At 62.2% G+C, this 13,060-nt stretch carries 17 protein-coding genes; 3 read left to right on the plus strand and 14 right to left on the minus strand.

Annotation, left to right across the window (positions count from 1 at the left end; translation table 11 throughout):
• Window positions 1-284: 284 nt before the first annotated feature.
• The 7 genes from ureG to RQH14_RS02310 are packed head-to-tail and all read right to left on the minus strand — an operon-like array spanning window position 285 to window position 4,654.
• The gene (gene ureG / locus RQH14_RS02280; protein ID WP_311211715.1) at window positions 285-902 is read right to left on the minus strand and encodes an urease accessory protein UreG; all 618 of its coding nucleotides are present in this window, start codon (window positions 900-902) and stop codon (window positions 285-287) included.
• Window positions 903-923: 21 nt separating this feature from the next.
• Window positions 924-1,592 carry an urease accessory protein UreF gene (locus RQH14_RS02285; protein ID WP_311211716.1) on the minus strand — a complete coding sequence of 223 codons (669 nt, stop codon included), beginning with the start codon at window positions 1,590-1,592 and terminating at the stop codon, window positions 924-926.
• On the minus strand, window positions 1,589-1,792 hold the full coding sequence (locus RQH14_RS02290; protein WP_311211717.1) for a hypothetical protein: 204 nt from the start codon (window positions 1,790-1,792) through the stop codon (window positions 1,589-1,591). The genes RQH14_RS02285 and RQH14_RS02290 overlap by 4 nt, the downstream gene beginning before the upstream one ends.
• Complete coding sequence (ureE, locus tag RQH14_RS02295) at window positions 1,773-2,246, minus strand: urease accessory protein UreE (RefSeq protein ID WP_311211718.1); 474 nt, start codon at window positions 2,244-2,246, stop codon at window positions 1,773-1,775. Before ureE ends, RQH14_RS02290 begins: the two co-directional genes overlap by 20 nt.
• A gap of 16 nt (window positions 2,247-2,262) precedes the next feature.
• The gene (ureC, locus tag RQH14_RS02300) at window positions 2,263-3,993 is read right to left on the minus strand and encodes an urease subunit alpha (protein WP_311211719.1); all 1,731 of its coding nucleotides are present in this window, start codon (window positions 3,991-3,993) and stop codon (window positions 2,263-2,265) included.
• The gene (locus tag RQH14_RS02305; RefSeq protein WP_311211720.1) at window positions 3,990-4,343 is read right to left on the minus strand and encodes an urease subunit beta; all 354 of its coding nucleotides are present in this window, start codon (window positions 4,341-4,343) and stop codon (window positions 3,990-3,992) included. Before RQH14_RS02305 ends, ureC begins: the two co-directional genes overlap by 4 nt.
• Before the next feature lie 8 nt (window positions 4,344-4,351).
• The gene (locus tag RQH14_RS02310) at window positions 4,352-4,654 is read right to left on the minus strand and encodes an urease subunit gamma (RefSeq protein ID WP_311211721.1); all 303 of its coding nucleotides are present in this window, start codon (window positions 4,652-4,654) and stop codon (window positions 4,352-4,354) included.
• A 200-nt stretch (window positions 4,655-4,854) separates the two neighbouring features.
• Between RQH14_RS02310 and RQH14_RS02315 the strand changes: the two genes are divergently transcribed.
• Window positions 4,855-5,376 carry a flavin reductase family protein gene (locus RQH14_RS02315; RefSeq protein ID WP_311211722.1) on the plus strand — a complete coding sequence of 174 codons (522 nt, stop codon included), beginning with the start codon at window positions 4,855-4,857 and terminating at the stop codon, window positions 5,374-5,376.
• On the opposite strand, the gene RQH14_RS02320 is transcribed toward RQH14_RS02315, so the two are convergent.
• From RQH14_RS02320 to RQH14_RS02335, 4 genes are all read right to left on the minus strand, one after another.
• Window positions 5,308-6,021 (minus strand): biliverdin-producing heme oxygenase, encoded by a 714-nt coding sequence (locus tag RQH14_RS02320; RefSeq protein ID WP_311211723.1) that lies wholly within the window; start codon window positions 6,019-6,021, stop codon window positions 5,308-5,310. The genes RQH14_RS02315 and RQH14_RS02320 overlap by 69 nt on opposite strands.
• Window positions 6,022-6,133: 112 nt before the next feature.
• On the minus strand, window positions 6,134-7,234 hold the full coding sequence (locus RQH14_RS02325) for a D-TA family PLP-dependent enzyme (protein ID WP_311211724.1): 1,101 nt from the start codon (window positions 7,232-7,234) through the stop codon (window positions 6,134-6,136).
• A gap of 33 nt (window positions 7,235-7,267) precedes the next feature.
• Window positions 7,268-8,272: a LacI family DNA-binding transcriptional regulator gene (locus RQH14_RS02330; RefSeq protein WP_311211725.1), complete on the minus strand. Its 1,005-nt coding sequence runs from the start codon at window positions 8,270-8,272 to the stop codon at window positions 7,268-7,270.
• A gap of 57 nt (window positions 8,273-8,329) precedes the next feature.
• The gene (locus RQH14_RS02335) at window positions 8,330-8,737 is read right to left on the minus strand and encodes a RidA family protein (protein ID WP_311211726.1); all 408 of its coding nucleotides are present in this window, start codon (window positions 8,735-8,737) and stop codon (window positions 8,330-8,332) included.
• Between the two features lie 151 nt (window positions 8,738-8,888).
• On the opposite strand from RQH14_RS02335, the gene RQH14_RS02340 reads away from it, so the two are divergent.
• Entirely contained in the window at window positions 8,889-9,263 is a 375-nt protein-coding gene (locus RQH14_RS02340) for a hypothetical protein (RefSeq protein ID WP_311211727.1), read from the plus strand.
• 3 nt (window positions 9,264-9,266) lie between these two features.
• Here the strand turns inward: RQH14_RS02340 and RQH14_RS02345 are convergent, their stop codons facing one another.
• Window positions 9,267-10,802 carry an alpha-N-arabinofuranosidase gene (locus tag RQH14_RS02345; RefSeq protein WP_311211728.1) on the minus strand — a complete coding sequence of 512 codons (1,536 nt, stop codon included), beginning with the start codon at window positions 10,800-10,802 and terminating at the stop codon, window positions 9,267-9,269.
• Window positions 10,803-11,005: 203 nt separating this feature from the next.
• On the opposite strand from RQH14_RS02345, the gene RQH14_RS02350 reads away from it, so the two are divergent.
• Complete coding sequence (locus RQH14_RS02350) at window positions 11,006-11,626, plus strand: class I SAM-dependent methyltransferase (RefSeq protein ID WP_311211729.1); 621 nt, start codon at window positions 11,006-11,008, stop codon at window positions 11,624-11,626.
• Window positions 11,627-11,693: 67 nt separating this feature from the next.
• Here the strand turns inward: RQH14_RS02350 and RQH14_RS02355 are convergent, their stop codons facing one another.
• Together RQH14_RS02355 and RQH14_RS02360 are read right to left on the minus strand one after the other, a co-directional pair.
• Window positions 11,694-12,284: a hypothetical protein gene (locus RQH14_RS02355; protein ID WP_311211730.1), complete on the minus strand. Its 591-nt coding sequence runs from the start codon at window positions 12,282-12,284 to the stop codon at window positions 11,694-11,696.
• A gap of 84 nt (window positions 12,285-12,368) precedes the next feature.
• Window positions 12,369-12,971 carry a hypothetical protein gene (locus tag RQH14_RS02360; protein ID WP_311211731.1) on the minus strand — a complete coding sequence of 201 codons (603 nt, stop codon included), beginning with the start codon at window positions 12,969-12,971 and terminating at the stop codon, window positions 12,369-12,371.
• Between the last annotated feature and the right edge of the window lie 89 nt (window positions 12,972-13,060).

Genomic DNA, 13,060 nt, shown 5'->3' on the forward strand with positions numbered 1-13,060 from the left:
CCTCATGAAACTGCCGCAAAGCAACGGACCTCCCCCCGCGCAAACTAATACCCAGCTCCAACCGCCCCCGCACATCCCGCTCGCCCACAGCCAACCCAGCGTCGAGCGCCACGTTCCCCAAAACGTCCGGGCCGAAACCTACCTGCGTCGTCGTGTTCATACGCGCATCTCGCGTGGTGACGAAACCACAGAGGCGGCGTAGCCGGATTTTTGGGCCGCGGCGTGGCGGGCATCGCGAAGCGGGCACGGCCCAAAATCCGGCGCAGCCGCCGCCCCAAGAACCGTCACGAAGCTAGATCGAGCATCATGACGTCGCGCCGGATCCAGTTGAGGACGGCGTCCAACCCTTCGTCCGTTTTGAGGTTCGTGAAGCAGAACGGTTTGTTGCCGCGGAATTCCTTGGAATCCCTCTCCATGACAGCGAGGTCCGCTCCGACGTGGGGTGCCAGGTCGGTTTTGTTGATGATGAAGAGGTCGGATTTGATCATGCCTTGGCCGGCTTTGCGGGGGATTTTTTCGCCTTGGGCTACGTCGATGATGTAGATGGAGAAATCGACGAGTTCGGGGCTGAAGGTGGCGGAGAGGTTGTCGCCGCCGGATTCGACGAAGATAACCTGCAGGTCGGGGTGCCGTAATTTGAGTTCTTCGATGGCTGCCGTGTTCATGGAGGTGTCTTCGCGGATGGCCGTGTGGGGGCAGCCGCCGGTTTCGACGCCGATGATGCGGTCTTCGGGGAGGATTCCGTTGGCGGCGAGGATTTTGGCGTCTTCGATGGTGTAGATGTCGTTGGTGATGGCGGCCATGGAGATGTCGCCGCTCATGTGCCGGGTGATGCGTTCAACGAGCTGGGTTTTGCCTGCTCCGACGGGACCGCCGACGCCGATTTTGATGGGTTCTGTCATGTTTTCTGTCCTTTGCACTAGCTAGCTCATAAACATGCGGGCGCGTTGCCGTTCGTGCCGCATTTGTGAAATTTCAAGGCCGGGGCTGACGGCCCCGAAGTCGTCCCAGCACAGCTGTGCTACATCCTCGACGGCGGCAGCAACGGCGTCGTGCGCCTGGCGAAGTACCCGCTGCCCGGCGTTCTGCCCGAGCGGGATTGCCCGCACGGCGTTCTGCGTCAGCGAAGTAACGGTGGCAAACAAATAGGCAGAGATCGCCGCCTCAAACGGAACACCCAGTGACCGCGCGATCACCCCAAAAGCCAAAGGCTGATGCCCCGAAGCCAACCCCTCCCGAACAAGCCCCCGATACGCCGCCAACTCGCCGGAAGGAAACACCTCCCCCCCAATCTCCAACAGTCGTCCCCCCATCTTGAGCGAAGCCTCCCGAACCTCCCGAGCCAACAACTGCGCAGAAAGAACAGAATCCAAAGCCCCCACATCCACCCCCTCGTAAAGAAAGCGCAGAGCCAACCCATCGGAATAAGTCAGTTGCTGCCCCACAAAAGCACCCAGCCAAACCCCAAAAGACCCCTCATCACACACCAACTCACGATGTATGTAGCTCTCAAACCCCAAAGAATGAGCAAACGCCCCCGTAGGCAACGCGGAGTCGGTCAACTGTTGAAGAGCAAGCTGATAGGAGGTCATACTGCCTCGCTGGCGGGGTCAACCGCGACGCCGCCGCGGCGAACCTCGACGGAGGCGGAGGATAGGGGCCGCGGCGTGGTGGGCACCGCGAAGCGGGCACGGCCCCTATCATCCGCCGCAGGCTCGCCGAGAACGGCGCCCCAGCCACGGCCACCCCCGGACGGCAGCAGGACCGCGGTATTAGTGCGAATGCTCAGCATGGCGGAAGGCCACCGGCATGACCCGCTCTTGCCTGTCGTAGGGGACGCCGACGCTCTTCAGATAGTCCTCCACAGTGTGGTCATACTGGCAGACCATAACTTCGGCCCCGTATTCGGATGCAGCGTCGAAGAATTGTGCCTGCAAATGCCGGTTACCAAGGGAGTGCGCCACCACCCCCATTTCGTGGATGCTCCGCGGCCCGATCACCAGGACGTCGGTGGGCAGCACGGAGATGATGATGACGTTGTGGTCGTCGACGGCGAGGATGTCGCCGTCACGGAGGTCGCCGGTTCCGGTGGGGAGGCGGATGCCGAGTTCATTGCCGTGGTCGGTGGTGACGCGTTGGATGCGTTTGACGAGCATTGCGCTGGGGAGGACCACTTTTTCTTGGTGGTGCCCGGCGTAGGCGTTGGGCTGTTCGTGGAGGTTGCCCAGGATTTCTTCGATGATCATGTGGATCCTAAACGGTTTAGAAGAGGAAGTAGCGCTGCGCCATGGGCAGCACGTCGGAGGGCTGGGAGGTGACTTCGACGCCGTCGACGCTCACTTTGTAGGTTTCGGGGTCGACGACGATGTCCGGGGTTTCGCCGTTGTATTTGAGGTCCGCTTTGGTGAGGTTGCGGATGCCGGTGACAGGTTTGATGATGCGTTCGAGGCCGAGTTCGGCGGGCACTCCGGCGTCGATCGCTGCTTTGGACAGGAAAGTGATGGACGTCTGCTGGAGGGCTTTGCCGTACGTGGCGAACATGGGCCGCATGGTGCGGGGTTGGGGCGTGGGGATGGAGGCGTTGGCGTCGCCCATGAGCGCGTAGGCGATCTGGCCCCCTTTGATGACGAGCTCGGGTTTCACGCCGAAGAATGCTGGGTCCCAGAGGACGAGGTCCGCGAATTTTCCTTCTTCCACGGAGCCGATGACGTCTGCCATGCCTTGGGCGATGGCCGCGTTGATGGTGTATTTGGCCACGTACCGTTTGAGCCGGAAGTTGTCCGATTCGGCAGATCCGTGGGCAGCGCCAGTCGGGTCTTTCAGCACGCCTCGCTGGCGTTTCATGGCGTCGGCTACCTGCCAGGTCCGGGTCACTACTTCGCCAACACGCCCCATGGCCTGGGAGTCGGAAGAGGTGATCGCGAAGATGCCGAGGTCGTGCAGGACGTCCTCGGCGGCGATGGTTTCGGCACGGATGCGGGAGTCTGCGAACGCTACGTCTTCGGGGATGTCGGGGTTGAGGTGGTGGCAGACCATGAGCATGTCCAGATGCTCTTCGATGGTGTTGCGCGTGTACGGCAGTGTGGGGTTGGTGGAGGCGGGAAGGACATTGGGCAGGCCGGCGATTTTGATGATGTCCGGGGCGTGCCCACCGCCGGCGCCTTCGGTGTGGAAGGTGTGGATGACGCGTCCGTCGATTGCCCTGATGGTGTCTTCCACGAAGCCGCACTCGTTGAGGGTGTCGGTGTGGATGGCCACTTGGACGTCGTATTCGTCGGCAACGCGCAGGGACATGTCGATGGACGAGGTGGTGGAGCCCCAGTCCTCGTGCACTTTGAGCCCGACCGCGCCAGCGCGGATCTGCTCGGCGAGGGGCTCGACGGCGGATGCGTGGCCCTTCCCGAACAGGCCGATGTTAACGGGGAGTCCCTCGGCGGCTTGGAGCATCCTGGAGATGTGCCAGGCGCCCGGCGTAATGGTGGTGGCTTTGGTGCCTTCGGCCGGGCCGGTGCCGCCACCCACCATCGTGGTGATGCCATTGCAGAGCGCTGCCGGAACCTGTTCCGGGGAGATGAAGTGGATGTGGGTGTCGATGCCGCCGGCGGTGAGGATTTTCCGTTCGCCGGCGATGATCTCCGTGCTGGCGCCGATCACGATGTCCACGGAGTCGGCGATCTGCGGGTTGCCGGCCTTGCCGATCTTGAAAATGTGCCCGTCCTTGAGGGCTACATCGGCTTTGTAGATTCCGCTGTAGTCCAGGACGATCACGTTGGTGATGACGGTGTCCGGGATGTCCTCCGAACGGGTCAGTTGGCCGTTCTGGCCCATGCCGTCGCGGATGACTTTGCCTCCGCCGAACACCACTTCTTCGCCATAGACCGTATAGTCCTTTTCGATCTCGAGGAACAGCTCGGTGTCGGCCAAGCGGATGGCGTCGCCCGTCGTCGGGCCGTACAGCTCGGAGTATTGCTTGCGGGAAACCTTGAAGCTCACTTGGCGTCTCCTTCCGAAACAGACCCGCTCAGGCGAGTGCCGCCGTCGAGCTTTCCATTGACAGCGTTACTGAGCCCGAAGACCTCGCGCGCCCCCGCAATTTCGATCAACTGCACGGTCTTCCGGTCACCAGGCTCGAACCGCGCGGCGGTGCCGGCCGGGATGTCCAAGCGGCGGCCGTAGGCGGCGTCGCGGTCGAACTCAAGGGCGCGGTTCGCCTCGGCAAAGTGGTAGTGCGAACCGATCTGGACGGGGCGGTCGCCGCGGTTCACTACCTCGACGGCGATTGCCTCACGGCCGCTGTTGCACGTGATGGAACCGGGCAGGAGCCTGTATTCACCGGGGATCATGGGGGCTCCTAGCGGATGGGGTGGTGGACGGTGACAAGCTTGGTGCCGTCAGGGAAGGTAGCTTCGATCTGGACGTCGTGGATCATCTCCGGCACGCCTTCCATCACGTCTTCGCGCCGGAGCAGGGTGGTTCCGTAGCTCATGAGGTCGGCGACGGTCCTGCCGTCACGGGCACCTTCGATGAGCTCGTAGCTGATGATCGCCACGGCCTCGGGGTAGTTCAGTTTCAGCCCCCGCCCCTGACGGCGCCGCGCGAGATCGGCAGCGACCACGATCATGAGTTTCTCCTGCTCGCGGGGCAAAAGATGCATGGATTCTCCTTGTACGTGGGCACGTCCGTGACAGATGTGACCAGCGTAGGGAGCGGAAGTTTCGGCGACGTTTCCAACCTGTCTCAACCGGGGGTCGAATTTGCCCGAATTGACCTCAACTTAACTTGAGGTCTTAGGATCGTTCAGGTGCGCTTCCGCAAAACGGCGCCAACCCCAACCAGTCCCCCGAAGGTTCATGAATGTCCCATCAGACCCCCTTGCCGGCAGAGCCGGTCGGCGAGCTCTTCAAGGCCGCCTTCCGCTCTCACCCAGCAGGAGTTGCCATCATCACCGCGTCAGGGCCGGAAGGAGCCGTAGGGCTCACGGCATCCTCGGTGGCATCGGTGGCGGTGGATCCACCGACGCTCGCCTTCTCCGTCACCGGCGGCCGGTCAGCTTCGCATATCGCTGCCGCGCAAACGATCGTCGTGCACCTGGTGGGCGCGGACCAAGTGGACCTCGTGCGCACCTTCTCCGACCCCACAGCCCCACGCTTCACCAGCGACATGGACTGGGAAGTGCTGGCCACAGGCGAGCCACTGCTCAGGGAAGCTCCATGGGCATTGCGGTGCGAGATCGTCCATCGGGCGCCCCTGGGTGGCTCCGTGCTGTTGGCCGCAACCGTTACGGATATCCGGTTCAGCCCCGCCGATTCAGCCCCGCTGGTCTACCACAACCGGGAGTTCCACACCCTGTTCCAGTCCGTGCGGGCCGTGGCCTAGCTCCAGGTAGTGCTCCATCAGGTCCACGAAGACCTGCCGGTTGGTTTCGAAAGCAACTTCGGCATGGTGAAGGATTTCCTGCTTCTCGATCTCTGAGAAGTCGGCCTCGTCCAGGCGGGTCCTATACATGTCCTTATACGGCTTGATCTTTTCGATATGGTCAAACGCGTAGAAATTCAGACCCTCAGGGCCTAGTCCGTAGTGCCGCTGAACAAGCGCGGAGATGATCTGGCCACCGGAAAGATCACCCAGATAACGCACGTAGTGGTGGGCTATGAGATAGGTGGCTGACATCGGACCGAGTGCTGCGAGCTCGTCAGCGTACGCCTTGGCGCCGGGCGTTACGTAAAGTTCGCCTGATGCCACTTTGGACTCCCAGTCGTGGCCATAGTGCACATCCAGGTCCTTTTCCAATGCCTCGACCCGCATGAGGGCTGGGTCAGCGAAGGCCGCGAGCCGCGGGTCCTGATTGACCTTCAGGGCTGACTCCAGCGACCTATAGATGACCACGTTCTGCAGCAGCATGGCGGCCACTTGGCCTGAGTCCATCCGACCCGCCAGCAGCTCCGTCACGAAGCCCGCCTGCTCGGCATGCTCATGGGCGGCCGAGGTGTGGCGCTTGAGCTCTTCGGAGAAGAGGTTCATGGAAACTCCAGTCATCAATCGAAACAGGCGGAAAAGCACGTTTGATGACACTCTGTCACAGGACATGTATTAGGTAAAGCTTTTGTGCGCTAATACGGAACTGCGGAGACTTCTAGTTATTGCGCCCGCGTGCTGCCACGGCCCATTGCTCCACCACGGCACCATCGCGCACCACAGTAACTTCATCTACGAGGTTCATGGCCAGGCACACGTGGTTGGGGATGACCCTGAGCCGAGTGCCCAAAGGCGGCAGTTCCGAGGATTCCGGCCACACAACTGTGGCGTGGTGCTCGGACAGCGCAGTCACTTTGGCTTCGGGGTATCCGGGAAGCCGTCCGTAGCCGGTGGCCCAGTCCGGGCGGTCACTGCCCAGGATTTTGCTGCCGGCATCCACCACCACCCGGCGCACGTTCCCGCCTGTTGCCTCATGTCGGCTGACCACCGTGGCTGCAACGGTCAACGCGATGTCGTCCCACGTGCACCGTTCAAGCTCCAGTTGCTGGGCATCGCCGAACACGTAAACTCCGGGACGCAGTTCAGTGGCTGCGGAATCGCCGGAGATCATGGCCGTGGGCGTTGATCCCCCGCTGATGGTTTTCACTTCGAAACCAGCCGACGTCAGCGCCGCTGCTGCAAAACCCAACGCCTCATTCTCGTTGCTCGCCGCCCCCGTGGGCATACCCGGCTTGTAGCTATGGCCGGGGAACGTGAAAACACCGGAAACCATCAACCCGGCGCCAGCAGCTGCCTGGGCGACGTCCACCACTTCATCCGGCAGAACGCCGCTGCGGTGATGACCACTGTCCACTTCGATCAGCACCTCAACGCTTCCGGCGTCCGCGCCCAGTTGCCGGCCCATCGCCGTCGCGCTTTCTGCCGAATCCACGCCAACGGCCAGGCGGCACGTTGCCGTCAAGGCCCGCAGGCGATCAGCGTGCGTGGCCTCAACCCAGAGTGGGTACGCGATGAAGATGTCCTTCACGCCGTCCGCTGCGAAGACCTCGGCCTCGCCGATCGTGGCAACGGTGATCCCCACGGCCCCGGCTGACAGCTGCCTGCGCGCGATCTCCAGGGTCTTGTGCGTCTTGACGTGCGGCCGGAGCTTGAGTCCCCTGCTGAGCATGCTTGCTGCCATGCGTTCGATGTTCCGGTCCAGGACATCGAGGTCGATCATGACAGCAGGGGTAACAACTTCAGCGGGGATCACGTTCATTCCTCAAACACTAACGGCCCGGGCGTGGGCGCCCTACGGCGCCGACTGCCTGACCCGCAGTTCAAACGACGCCTCGGGCTGTTGAACAGCGGGCGCGGCATCCTTGTTTTCAATCCGGTTGATCAGGAGTTCGACGGCGCGCTCCGCAATTTCCGCCCGCCCCGGCGCCACAGTGGTCAGCGACGGCGAGGCAAACCTCGCCTCATCGATGTCATCGAAACCGGCAACGGCGATCTCCTCGGGGACCTTCCTGCCGCGGACCAGAAGCTCATGCAGCGCACCCAGCGCGAGGGCATCGTTGAGCCCAAACACGGCATCACACTCCACGCCGCTGTCCAACAACCGCCCGATGGCTTCAGCACCTCCGTCGCGCCGCCAATCGCAATCGACCACCAAGGCGGGATCGTACGCAACGCCGGCGTCAGCGAGCGCAGCCTTGTACCCCTCAAGGCGGAGGCCGTTGCTGCCTGTCGTGTCGCCGTCGTGCGCCCCCACAACGGCTATACGACGGCGGCCGCCGGCCAGCAGGTGGGCGGTGACGGCAGCGGCGGCCCGGTGGTTTTGAATGAGGACCATATCCAGCCGCGGATCCTGAACGAACTCACCCAGCAGGACCAACGGCTTCTTGCCCGCCGCATCAATAATCTGCTCAGCATCCAAGGCAAGTGGAATGAAAAGGAGTCCATCAGTCAGGGTGCGGAACTGGCCCTGGAGCGCCGCCTTTTCGTGCTCAGGCTCATTCCCGGACTGCTCCACCAGGACACGGTAGCCCCGGGTCCACGCGGCTTTCATGATGTCAGACGCCAACTCGGCGTAGTACGGAATCGAGAGATCGGCCAGGACCAATCCGAGCATGCTGGTCTTGCCCGAGCGAAGGCTCCGGGCCGTCAGGTTGGTTTCATAGCCCAGCTCGTCAATGGCGTCCAGGACGCGCTGCTTGGTGGTGGCCCGGATGAACTCGTAGTTGTTGATCACGTTGGAAACCGTCTTCAACGAGACCCCGGCGACCCGCGCGACGTCGTTCATGGTGACGGCCATTCAAGTGCTCCTTTTGTCCTGTTGGCATACATCGTTGCAGATCAGGCCGGCATGGAGTCAGTCGATGACTGCGGCGATGGCTTCGATCTCCACCAATTGGTGGTCGTAGCCGAGGACGGTGACGCCCATGAGGGTGCTTGGGACGTCATGGTCACCGAACGCCGCGCGCACCACCTCCCACGCCGCCACCAAGTCGGACTGCTGCGCCGATGCAACAAGGACGCGGGTGGAAATGACGTCCCCGATCCCCGCTCCGGCGGCGTCCAAAGCCAGCAGCATGTTTTCAACCGACTTTTCCGCTTGGGCTCTGTAGTCCCCAATACCTGCTGTGGTGCCGTCCTCGTTCAGCGGGCAGGACCCCGCCAGGAAGATCAGCCGTGCGCCGGCAGGGGCCGTTGCAGCATAGGCGTACTCGGCTGCCGAACTGAGCCGGTCGGAATGAATAAGAGTGACAGCGCCCGGCATGGAGGTCCTTCGCTTTGGATGAATGGGTACATCCCATCATGTGCCCTAAGCCCCAGCAGCCGTCACACGCCGCTCATTTCCATGCAACGCGCCTGCAACATACATGCGTAATGCTGATGCCAACGGACGGCGACAGCTGAGGGGAGCAGACATGAGCATTGCAAACAGGGATCTTTTCCAGGCGCTGAAGACCCAGGCCAGCTTGGCGCAGGCATTCGGCAGCATGCCGGGCAGCAAGGAAGAACCGCATCCGTTGAGCCCTGGTGACTACATCGAGGCTTGGCATAACGGCCGCCTCTATCACCGGGGCAGCGTGGTGAAAACCGTCGCGGGGACCGACCTCTTCTGGCTCACGGACGACACCGGGAGCAGGCGGCTCCTGGACATGGAGTCCATGGAGATAGTGACGGTTGACCAGCCGGCCCCGGCACCTGCAGCGCAGGCACCGGAGCCAACTCCGTCAGCCACGGTCACACCGATCTCCGCGTACCCCATGTTCCACGACGGCTCGCAGCAGATCGCCTAGCTTTCAGTTGACCTGGTCCTCCAGTGACAACCGGATCATGGTCCAGCTCACGGCCGGAAGACCGGCTGTGAGGCGGCCGCCGTCGAGCTTCACACTGACGTTCTCGGACGGCAGGACCGACGTCGAATCGTCGGCAGTGGCCTGCCAGTACGGGTCCTTGTTGGAGTAGGTGACGGCCTCAATGACTTTGCTTGCGTTGAGGCTTCCGACGGCGGCATCCAGCGTCAGCGCGTCCGTCGCCGAGCGGTTCACAGCGAACACCACGGCCTCTTTGGCGTCTGCGTCATAGGTCGCCACCGCTGAAAGCGCGGTAAAGCCGGCAGTCTTTTCACTCGCGAGCTGTGGGGATTCGACGGCGAGGTTGAGCACCGTGCCGGAGGCGTGCTGCGAGGTGAGCGCGAACGGGTGGAACGTGGTCTGCTTCCAGGCCCGGCCACCCGGCTCGGTCATGATGGGTGCGATCACATTGACCAGTTGCGCCAGGCTCGCGGAGTGGACGCGGTCCGTGTTGCGCAGCAGCGTGATGAGGAGATCTCCCACCACCACGGCGTCGGCAACCGTGTAGCGGTCCTCCAACAGCACAGGCGCCACCGGCCAGTCATCTCCCGAGGGCGCCTTGGATTCGTCGCGGGACATGTGCCACACGTTCCACTCATCGAACGAGATATTGACCTGCTTCCCGGACTTGTTCGCCGACTTCACATGGTCGATGTGCGACACCAGATCCTTGATGAACGCCTCCATCCGGTGCCCGGCTGACAGGTGCTCCTGCAGATCCCCGAAGTCCTCAAAGTACTGGTGCGCCGAGATCAGGTCCACCAACTCGTACGTCTCATTGAGGACCACGCGCTCCCATTCGCCGAACGTGGGCATGGTGGGTGCCGAACTTCCGCAGGCCACCAGTTCCAGGTCCGGGTTGACCATGCGCATCGCCCGCGCCGTTTCGGCGGCAACCCGCGCGTACTCGCCGGCCTTCTTGTGGCCGATCTGCCAGAAGCCGTCCATCTCGTTCCCGAGGCACCACATCTTGATGTTGTGAGGCTCGACGGCGCCATTCGCCTTGCGCTGTTCGGACAGGGCCGTTCCGCCCTTGATGTTGGAGTACTCCAGCAGGTCCAGCGCTTCCTGGGTCCCCCTGGTGCCCAGGTTCACGGCCATCATGGGTTCAACCCCGGCCTTCTCCGACCACTTGGCGAATTCGTCCACGCCCACCAGGTTGGGATCGCTGGAGTGCCAGGCGAGGTCGAGCCTTGTTGGGCGGCCCTCCTTGGGTCCCACTCCGTCTTCCCAACGGTAGCCCGACACGAAGTTTCCGCCCGGGTACCTGACCGTGGAGACGCCGAGTTCCTTGGTGAGGTCGAGGACGTCGGTGCGGAAGCCGTCGTCGTCTGCTTTCGGGTGCTCGGGCTCGAAAATGCCCGTGTAGACGCAGCGGCCGAGGTGCTCGACGAAGGCGCCGAAGGTCTTCCTCCTGACGGGGCCTACGACGAACGCGGGGTCGATGGTGATTTTGGCCGTGGGGTTTTCCGGGGTTCCCAAAGGGCGGTCCTTGTCTGCTTGTGCTGCGTGGTCTGCATTGCTGATTTACAACGTTATAGAAACTATGCTGACGTGGCCTTGGTCTGGGAGTCAAGAGATTTCTTGCCGGGACGCATCCTTCCCGCCTTTGTTCGCCGGGCAAGCCGTTGTGTGGCCGGAGACTCGAACATGCTCGGGCGCTAACTGCCTCTAGGCTGAGACGCATGTCCTTTGGAGCAGTGAGAGCCGCCTATTCTGCGCGTTCCGCCGAGTACACCTCGCTGTTCGGGTCCATCAGCAGCACGCATCCGGTCGATAGGGAGCTGGTGTTGTCACGGGCTCGGGGATTGCCCGGGAAGGTTATCGACGCCGGCTGTGGGCCCGGACAGTGGACAGCTTTCCTGCACTCCGCCGGGGTGGACGTCCAGGGCGTGGACTTCGTACCGGAGTTCATTGAGACGGCCAAGAGGTTCTGTCCGGAGGCTCGGTTCTCTGTCGGGTCACTTCAACGGCTGCCGACGCCGGATGACTCATTGGCGGGGATCCTCGCCTGGTACTCCCTGATCCACACTCACCCTGATGGGGTCAGCCAGGTTTTGGACGAGTTTGCCCGCTGCCTCACTCCCGGCGGGAGCCTCCTGCTCGGCTTCTTCGATGGCCCGGCGGGTGAACCGTTCCCGCACGCAGTGACGTCCGCCTATTTCTGGTCTGTGGAGGAGTTGTCGGGACTGTTGCAGGAAGCCGGTTTCAGCATTGTCGGTACGCACTCCCGCGTCGACCCTGGAGTGCGTCCCCACGCGGCTATCGTCGCGAAGCGGCTGCTCACTCCGACCTTGGATGGCTAAACCCACCTACGCGCAGTGATTGCTGTGCACCGGCCCAGAGTCAACAAGGGGCCGGGGCTCTTCAGCTCTACTTGGTACTCGGCGAGGGACTGGCACTCGCTTCCTGCCTGTCCAATTCCTTGTAGATTGCGGTCTGGTCTCCGGCGATGCAGATAGTGTCCATTTCCAGGCCGGAGCCTTTGATGTTTGCGAAGTAGGACACGAGGTGTCCGCCATTCTCGTTGGCGTAGAGGCGGATAAGGCCCGGTTCTCGGGGGTTGGTTTCGGTACGGGTGGTGAAGCCCTTGGATTCCCAGAACGCTCTGACCACGCTTACTGATGCTTCCAGGTCCACGGGGTCAGGCGTTTGGGTCAGGATGCTGTAGTTCACGCCGTCTTGCCCGTCGGAGGTTCTGCAATCCATGTTACGAGTGCCCTTATCGACCCATTTTTGGGGTCCGATGGCTTGTTGGGTTTCGGTTTTGAAGGCGTGGAGATCCGCGAGGGCTTGTTTGAGCTCTTCAACCTGGGCTTTGACAGTGTCGGGATCGCTGGAACTGTTTGAGCCGGTCATAGGGTTCTCCATGGTGGGTGTGCAGGCGCTCAGCGCAAGGGCGGCGCAGAACAGTCCGGCGAGTATGCGGCTTGTCTTTATCCGGGACTTGGATTCATAGGACATGCGGCTCACTCTTCCGGAAACTGTTCCACAGCCCACAAGCCAGCACGAGGCGACATAGGCGGCTCCTTTGGCGCATCAGACAGCCTAATTAGCAGACGGAGAGGAGCCGGGGCTAGAAGGGGTCCCGTAAATTTCGGGATACAGCTCCTTGTAGATTTCGTGCTGGTCTCCGGCGACGCAGACAGTGTCCATTTCCAGGCCGGAGCCTTTGACATTCGCGGTGAAGGATATGAGGTTTCCGCCGTTCTGATTGGCGTAGAGGCGGATGAGACCAGGGTCCAACGGGTTGGTTTCGACGCGGGTGGTAAAGCCCTTCGATTCCCAGAACGCTCTGACCACGCTTACTGATGCTTCCAGGTCCACGGGGTCAGGCGTTTGGGTCAGGATGCTGTAGTTCACGCCGTCTTGCCCGTCGGAGGTTCTGCAATCCATGTTACGAGTGCCCTTATCGACCCATTTTTGGGGTCCGATGGCTTGTTGGGTTTCGGTTTTGAAGGCGTGGAGATCCGCGAGGGCTTGTTTGAGCTCTTCAACCTGGGCTTTGACGGTCGCAGGGTCGCTGGGATTGGCTGAGCCGGTCATAGGGTTCTCCGTGGTGGGTGTGCAGGCGCTCAGTGCAACGGCCGCGCAGACTAACGCGGCGAGTATGCGGCTGGTCTTTATGCGGGCCTTGGGTTCATGGGGCATATGGTTCACTCTTCCGGAAACTGTTCCACAGCCCACAAGTCAGCACGAGGCAGGAAAAGGACACCCCCAGAAGCCAGCACCCCGTGTCA

The organism is Arthrobacter sp. WCS2018Hpa-7, from assembly GCF_031843805.1.
Taxonomy (GTDB): Bacteria; Actinomycetota; Actinomycetes; order Actinomycetales; family Micrococcaceae; genus Arthrobacter.

Excerpts from the sequence above, each read along its gene's own strand:
- ureG (WP_311211715.1), bottom strand. The coding sequence starts at position 902 with ATGACAGAACCCATCAAAATCGGCGTCGGCGGTCCCGTCGGAGCAGGC.
- RQH14_RS02285 (WP_311211716.1), bottom strand. The coding sequence starts at position 1,592 with ATGACCTCCTATCAGCTTGCTCTTCAACAGTTGACCGACTCCGCGTTG.
- RQH14_RS02290 (WP_311211717.1), bottom strand. The coding sequence starts at position 1,792 with ATGCTGAGCATTCGCACTAATACCGCGGTCCTGCTGCCGTCCGGGGGT.
- ureE (WP_311211718.1), bottom strand. The coding sequence starts at position 2,246 with ATGATCATCGAAGAAATCCTGGGCAACCTCCACGAACAGCCCAACGCC.
- RQH14_RS02305 (WP_311211720.1), bottom strand. The coding sequence starts at position 4,343 with ATGATCCCCGGTGAATACAGGCTCCTGCCCGGTTCCATCACGTGCAAC.
- RQH14_RS02310 (WP_311211721.1), bottom strand. The coding sequence starts at position 4,654 with ATGCATCTTTTGCCCCGCGAGCAGGAGAAACTCATGATCGTGGTCGCT.
- RQH14_RS02315 (WP_311211722.1), top strand. The coding sequence starts at position 4,855 with ATGTCCCATCAGACCCCCTTGCCGGCAGAGCCGGTCGGCGAGCTCTTC.
- RQH14_RS02320 (WP_311211723.1), bottom strand. The coding sequence starts at position 6,021 with ATGAACCTCTTCTCCGAAGAGCTCAAGCGCCACACCTCGGCCGCCCAT.
- RQH14_RS02325 (WP_311211724.1), bottom strand. The coding sequence starts at position 7,234 with ATGAACGTGATCCCCGCTGAAGTTGTTACCCCTGCTGTCATGATCGAC.
- RQH14_RS02330 (WP_311211725.1), bottom strand. The coding sequence starts at position 8,272 with ATGGCCGTCACCATGAACGACGTCGCGCGGGTCGCCGGGGTCTCGTTG.
- RQH14_RS02335 (WP_311211726.1), bottom strand. The coding sequence starts at position 8,737 with ATGCCGGGCGCTGTCACTCTTATTCATTCCGACCGGCTCAGTTCGGCA.
- RQH14_RS02340 (WP_311211727.1), top strand. The coding sequence starts at position 8,889 with ATGAGCATTGCAAACAGGGATCTTTTCCAGGCGCTGAAGACCCAGGCC.
- RQH14_RS02350 (WP_311211729.1), top strand. The coding sequence starts at position 11,006 with ATGTCCTTTGGAGCAGTGAGAGCCGCCTATTCTGCGCGTTCCGCCGAG.
- RQH14_RS02355 (WP_311211730.1), bottom strand. The coding sequence starts at position 12,284 with ATGTCCTATGAATCCAAGTCCCGGATAAAGACAAGCCGCATACTCGCC.
- RQH14_RS02360 (WP_311211731.1), bottom strand. The coding sequence starts at position 12,971 with ATGCCCCATGAACCCAAGGCCCGCATAAAGACCAGCCGCATACTCGCC.